This is a genomic window from Acrocarpospora phusangensis, from assembly GCF_016862995.1.
GTDB classification, from domain to species: Bacteria; Actinomycetota; Actinomycetes; order Streptosporangiales; family Streptosporangiaceae; genus Acrocarpospora; species Acrocarpospora phusangensis.
This window is the reverse complement of sequence record NZ_BOOA01000167.1, coordinates 1-5,317: the sequence shown is the minus strand read 5'-3', so window position 1 is coordinate 5,317 and position 5,317 is coordinate 1. Positions and strand designations below refer to the sequence as shown.

Genomic DNA, 5,317 nt, shown 5'->3' with positions numbered 1-5,317 from the left:
TCAACAAAGGGTGGGTGGGAGGGAGAACCACCCCGGGCTGTGCCAGGCATGCCAGCGAGCGCCCGAAGAAGGGCAGAGCGCCCGCTCAACAAAGGGTGGGTGGGAGAAGCGCCCGTGCTGGGGCCCAAGCGGAGCTCTGCCCAGGTGCCATAGAAAAGCCGTCTCGGACAGCGGGCCGAATGGAGCCCAACAGCGTGGCCAGGAGGGATCCGCCGGTTACGTTCGAGGTTAGGCGTCTTGTTCGAGGTGGAGGGTGAAGTCCTCGATGACGGTGTTGGCGAGGAGGGTTTCGGCGATTTTGCGGGCCTCCGCGAGGGTGGCTTCGGTCGCGGGGCCGGGGACTTCGAGTTCGAACCTCTTGCCTTGCCGTACGTCGGTGACGGAGGTGAAGCCCAGGCGGGGGAGGGCGCGGGCGATGGCTTGGCCCTGGGGGTCGAGGATCTCCGGCTTGAGCATGACATCGACGATCACGCGCGCCACTGTGAATTCCTCCTGGTAGAAGTGCTGGACGCGAGTCAGCCTAGCGGCCCGCGCGACCACAGGTTATCCACAGCCTGTGGATTGTGTGGGAGGTCTACCACCGGGAACGGGGAGAGTGTGAAGGGGTCTTGTGCATGGGGGCGTGGCCTCTGTAACCATGTCCGCATACGCGGACGTTCCACCACCACCCGGAACCGAAGCGTCTGGAATCGGCCGTATCGCGGTGGCGACCCCACCCGTGACCGGCCCCGACCGCGCAGGAGTGGCACATGACTGCCCCCACCACCGGCCTCACGGCTCCCCCCGAACTCGTCCAGCTTCTCACCCCCGAGGGAGAGCGGATCGAGCATCCCGACTACCACATCGACCTGACGGCCGAGGAAGTCCGGTCCCTCTACCGCGACCTGGTCCTGGTCCGCCGGATCGACCTGGAGGCCGTCGCCCTCCAGCGCCAGGGCGAACTCGGCCTGTGGGCCTCGCTGCTCGGCCAGGAGGCCGCGCAGGTCGGCTCGGGCCGCGCGCTCACCGGCGTCGACATGGCCTTCCCGACCTACCGAGAGCACGGCGTGGCCTGGTGCCGCGGCGTCGACCCGATCAATCTGCTGGGCCTGTTCCGCGGCGTCAACCACGGCGGCTGGGATCCGTACGAGCACAATTTCCATCTGTATTCGATCGTCATCGGCACCCAGACGCTGCACGCGGTGGGTTACGCGATGGGCATCCAGCGGGACGGCGCCGAGGCCGCCTCGATCGTGTACTTCGGCGACGGCGCGACCTCGCAGGGCGACGTCAACGAGTCCTTCATCTGGGCGTCGGTGTTCAACGCGCCGGTCGTGTTCTTCTGCCAGAACAACCAGTGGGCGATCTCCGAGCCGCTGGAGAAGCAGTCCAGGATCCCGCTGTACAAGCGGGCGTCCGGCTTCGGCTTCCCGGGTGTGCGGGTGGACGGCAACGACGTGTTCGCCTGCCTCGCGGTGACCCGCAAGGCGCTCGCCGACGCCCGCGCCGGGCAGGGGCCGACCATGGTCGAGGCGTTCACGTACCGGATGGGCGCGCACACCACCTCCGACGACCCGACCCGCTACCGGGTGGCCGACGAGCTGGAGGCGTGGAAGCTCAAGGATCCGATAGAACGCGTCAAGGCGTATCTGTTCCGCCGGGAGCTCGCCGACCAGGAGTTCTTCGACAAGGTCGAGGCCGAGGCCGACCTGCTCGGCAAGGAGCTGCGCCGCGCCTGCCTGGCGCTGCCCGACCCCTCCCCCGAAGCCCTTTTCGAGCATGTGTACGCCGAGCCCCACGCCCTCATGGCGGAAGAGCGCGAGCAGTACCTCAGCTACCTTGCGGGGTTCGAGCGATGACCGTGCTGACTCTTGCCAAGGCTCTCAACGAGGGCCTGCGCGCCGCCATGGACGCCGATCCCAAAGTGCTCGTCATGGGCGAGGACGTGGGCAAACTCGGGGGCGTCTTCCGCGTCACCGACGGCCTGCAGAAGGACTTCGGCGAGGACCGCGTGATCGACACGCCGCTGGCCGAGTCGGGCATCATCGGGACCGCGATCGGGCTGGCCCTGCGCGGCTACCGGCCGGTCTGCGAGATCCAGTTCGACGGGTTCGTGTTCCCGGCCGCCGACCAGATCATCACCCAGCTGGCCAAGATGCCGCTGCGTTCGCTGGGCAAGCTCAAGCTGCCGGTCGTGGTGCGCATTCCGTGCGGCGGCGGGATCGGGGCGGTCGAGCACCACAGCGAGTCGCCGGAGGCGTACTTCACCCATACGGGTGGGTTGCGGGTGGTCGCGTGCTCGAACCCGGTCGACGCGTACACGATGATTCAGGACGCGGTGCGCTGCGACGATCCGATCGTGTTCTTCGAGCCGAAGCGCCGCTACTGGGACAAGGCGGACGTGGAGCTGGACGCTCCGGGGCTGCCGCTGGACAAGGCGAAAGTGGTGCGGACCGGGAGTGACGTGACCCTCCTGGCGTACGGGCCGATGGTCAAGACGTGCCTGGAGTCGGCGGCGGCGGCCGAGGAGGACGGCCGGTCGGTCGAGGTGATCGACCTGCGTTCGCTCAGCCCGCTGGACATGGAGGTGATCGCCGCCTCAGTGAACAGGACCGGCCGGTGCGTGGTCGTGCACGAGGCCCCGGTCTTCACCGGGCTGGGCGGGGAGCTGGCCGCGCGGATCAGCGAGGCGTGCTTCTACCGGCTGGAGTCGCCGGTGCTCCGGGTGGGCGGTTTCTCGACGCCGTACCCGCCGTCCCGGCTGGAGGACCACTACCTGCCCGACCTGGACCGCGTGCTGGACGCGGTCGACCGGGTCCTGGCGTACTGAGGAGGTGTGCGATGCGACGTGAGTTCAAGCTTCCGGATGTCGGCGAGGGCCTGACCGAGGCGGAGATCGTCAAGTGGCACGTCTCGGAGGGCGAGCCGGTCCGGGTGAACCAGACCATCGTCGAGATCGAGACGGCGAAGGCCGTGGTGGAGCTGCCCTGCCCGTTCGAGGGCACGGTCGTGGGCCTGCTGGTCGGCGAGGGTGACACGGTGGACGTCGGGTCGCCGATCATCGCGGTGGACACGGTTCCCGAGGACGGCGAACCCCCGCCCGCGCAGCCGGCCGCGCTGACCGAGGACATGGTGCCCCGGGTGCCCGACCCCGAGGCGGCGGCCGCCCGTGAGGAACGCCAGCCGGTTCTCGTCGGGTACGGCGTGAAGCTGGGCGCCACCAAACGACGCCCCCGCAAGTCCCGACCCGAACCGACGACCGACGAAAAGGGCGAAAAGGTCTCCCCGGTAGCGCCGGGGAACACGTCGAGCACAGCTGGGGCCGGAAACGCCCCCGTCTCTCCGGTCTCCTCCGCGAGGACGTCGGTCCTGGCGAAGCCGCCGGTGCGCAAGCTCGCCAAGGACCTCGGCGTGGATCTGACCGGCGTCGCCGGCACCGGGCCGGGCGGGTCGATCACCCGGGAGGACGTGCAGGCGGCGGTCTCGCGGCCGGACCTGGCCGGCGTCGCCCCCATCGGCCGCAACGGCATCGCCCCGGCCGATTCCGGAAATGTCGTGGAGATGCCCCGGATCGTCTCCGGTGATCTCGCCCGGGAGGAGCGCATCCCGGTCAAGGGCGTACGGAAGGCGACGGCTGCCGCGATGGTGGCCAGCGCGTTCACCGCGCCGCACGTGACCGAGTTCCTCCAGATCGACGTCACCGAGACGATGAACGCCGTGCAGCGGCTGCGGGCGCTGCCGGACTTCGACGGCGTCAAGGTGTCGCCGCTGCTGCTGGTCGCGAAAGCCCTGCTCACGGCCGTGCGGCGGTATCCGATGGCCAACGCGAGCTGGGCCGGCGACGCCATCGTCGTGAGGCGGTACGTGAACCTGGGCATCGCGGCGGCGACCGAGCGCGGGCTGATCGTGCCCAACGTCAAGGACGCGGACGCGATGACCCTGCCGGGGCTGGCGCGGGCGCTGGCCGAGCTGACCGAGCGGGCGCGGGCGGGCAGGTGCGGCCCGGCCGAGCTGACCGGCGGGACCATCACGATCACCAATGTGGGTGTCTTCGGGGTGGACGCCGGGACGCCGATCCTCAACCCGGGCGAGGCCGCGATCCTGGCGTTCGGCCAGATCCGCGACATGCCGTGGGTGGTGGACGGGCAGCTGGCCGTACGCAAGGTGACCACGCTGGCGTTGTCGTTCGACCACCGGGTCATCGACGGCGAACTCGGGTCGTACGTGCTGCGGGATGTCGGGGCGATGCTGACCGACCCGATCCGGATGCTCGCCTGGGGTTGACCCGGGACGCGCACAACCGCACTGCAAGATCGCGACCAGTGAGCCTCAAGACGTCGTTCCTAGTCTGGGCGCAGGCTCCCGATGAAGGCTTGCCCCGCCTTCGCAGCCACGGGAGCCTCGCTGAATAGTCGCGCGGCGAGACCGGCGCCGGGCCCCCTCGGGAAGGACTCGCCGCGCGACCAGTGCCTGGATGGCGCTTGGAGGATCCCGTGACCGCGGAACGCGTGGAGCACATCACCCCGGTTCGCTGGCCGGGGCCTCATTTCGGCCTGTCGCCCGGCGACTGCCTGGTACGCGTGGACGACGTCCACCTGACCCTGGCCGAAGCGGTGACGATGGTCCGCCGGCTGTCCCAGCATGATCGCGGGCTCTGCGCCGAGATCGTCGAGCACTGTCTGATCAAGGCGGAGACGCTGGGCGACACGGAGCCGCTGACGGAGGTCGAGCTCCGGGCCGCCGCCGAGACCGTCCGGCAGGGGATCGGCCTGCGGGATACCGCGGCGACGCTCGCCTGGGTGGCCGAGACGGGCATGTCCGGCGGGCAGTTCGAGGACTACATCGCGGCGATCGCCCGCCGTCTGCGCTTCCGCCGCCGCAAGTCCGCCGAACTGGCCGCCGCCTACCTGGACGCCCACCGTCCCGACTTCGACCAGGTCCGCGCCCTCTGGGTGATCAGCTCCCATCCCATCAACGGTGAACTCCTGCGCGGCCTGGGTGGGCTTCTCGGCTGTGCCGAAGCCTCTGTCACCCTCGGCGAGCATCGCGCTCACGCTCTTCCCGCTCCCCTGCGCCACGCTCCCCGCGACACGCTGGTCGGTCCGGTACGCCATGGGGACGCGTACCTCACCGGCCTGGTCCTGGAGCGTCGCCCGGCTGTTGCCGACTCGGCCACTCTGCGCGCTGCCGGATCCGCTGCCTTCGCCGAATGGCTGGCCGAGCGCCGTGACCGTGCCTCGATCGAGTGGCACTGGCATTGACCGCGGCTACGGGTGTGGCCTGGCTTCGTTGTGGCTGTCCGTTGTGGGGTGGTTCTCGTTGTGGCTGGGGTTCGTAG

5 protein-coding genes are annotated in these 5,317 nt (G+C 69.6%); 4 read left to right on the top strand and 1 reads right to left on the bottom strand.

Annotation, left to right across the window (positions count from 1 at the left end):
• Positions 1 to 228: 228 nt before the first annotated feature.
• On the bottom strand, positions 229 to 480 hold the full coding sequence (purS, locus tag Aph01nite_RS40570; protein ID WP_204046416.1) for a phosphoribosylformylglycinamidine synthase subunit PurS: 252 nt from the start codon (positions 478 to 480) through the stop codon (positions 229 to 231).
• A 269-nt stretch (positions 481 to 749) separates the two neighbouring features.
• On the opposite strand from purS, the gene pdhA reads away from it, so the two are divergent.
• The 4 genes from pdhA (at position 750) to Aph01nite_RS40550 (ending at position 5,240) form a co-directional block, all read left to right on the top strand.
• A complete protein-coding gene (pdhA, locus tag Aph01nite_RS40565) occupies positions 750 to 1,838 on the top strand; it encodes a pyruvate dehydrogenase (acetyl-transferring) E1 component subunit alpha (RefSeq protein ID WP_204046415.1) in 1,089 nt (362 codons plus the stop codon).
• Complete coding sequence (locus Aph01nite_RS40560; RefSeq protein WP_204046414.1) at positions 1,835 to 2,809, top strand: alpha-ketoacid dehydrogenase subunit beta; 975 nt, start codon at positions 1,835 to 1,837, stop codon at positions 2,807 to 2,809. Before pdhA ends, Aph01nite_RS40560 begins: the two co-directional genes overlap by 4 nt.
• An 11-nt stretch (positions 2,810 to 2,820) precedes the next feature.
• Positions 2,821 to 4,263 (top strand): dihydrolipoamide acetyltransferase family protein, encoded by a 1,443-nt coding sequence (locus Aph01nite_RS40555; RefSeq protein ID WP_204046413.1) that lies wholly within the window; start codon positions 2,821 to 2,823, stop codon positions 4,261 to 4,263.
• Between the two features lie 209 nt (positions 4,264 to 4,472).
• Positions 4,473 to 5,240, top strand: a complete 768-nt coding sequence (locus tag Aph01nite_RS40550; RefSeq protein ID WP_204046412.1) for a hypothetical protein — start codon at positions 4,473 to 4,475, stop codon at positions 5,238 to 5,240.
• Positions 5,241 to 5,317: the final 77 nt, after the last annotated feature.

What these genes read in the sequence shown, in the direction of transcription:
- pdhA (WP_204046415.1), top strand. Translation starts at nt 750, where the DNA reads ATGACTGCCCCCACCACCGGCCTCACGGCTCCCCCCGAACTCGTCCAG.
- Aph01nite_RS40555 (WP_204046413.1), top strand. Translation starts at nt 2,821, where the DNA reads ATGCGACGTGAGTTCAAGCTTCCGGATGTCGGCGAGGGCCTGACCGAG.
- Aph01nite_RS40560 (WP_204046414.1), top strand. Translation starts at nt 1,835, where the DNA reads ATGACCGTGCTGACTCTTGCCAAGGCTCTCAACGAGGGCCTGCGCGCC.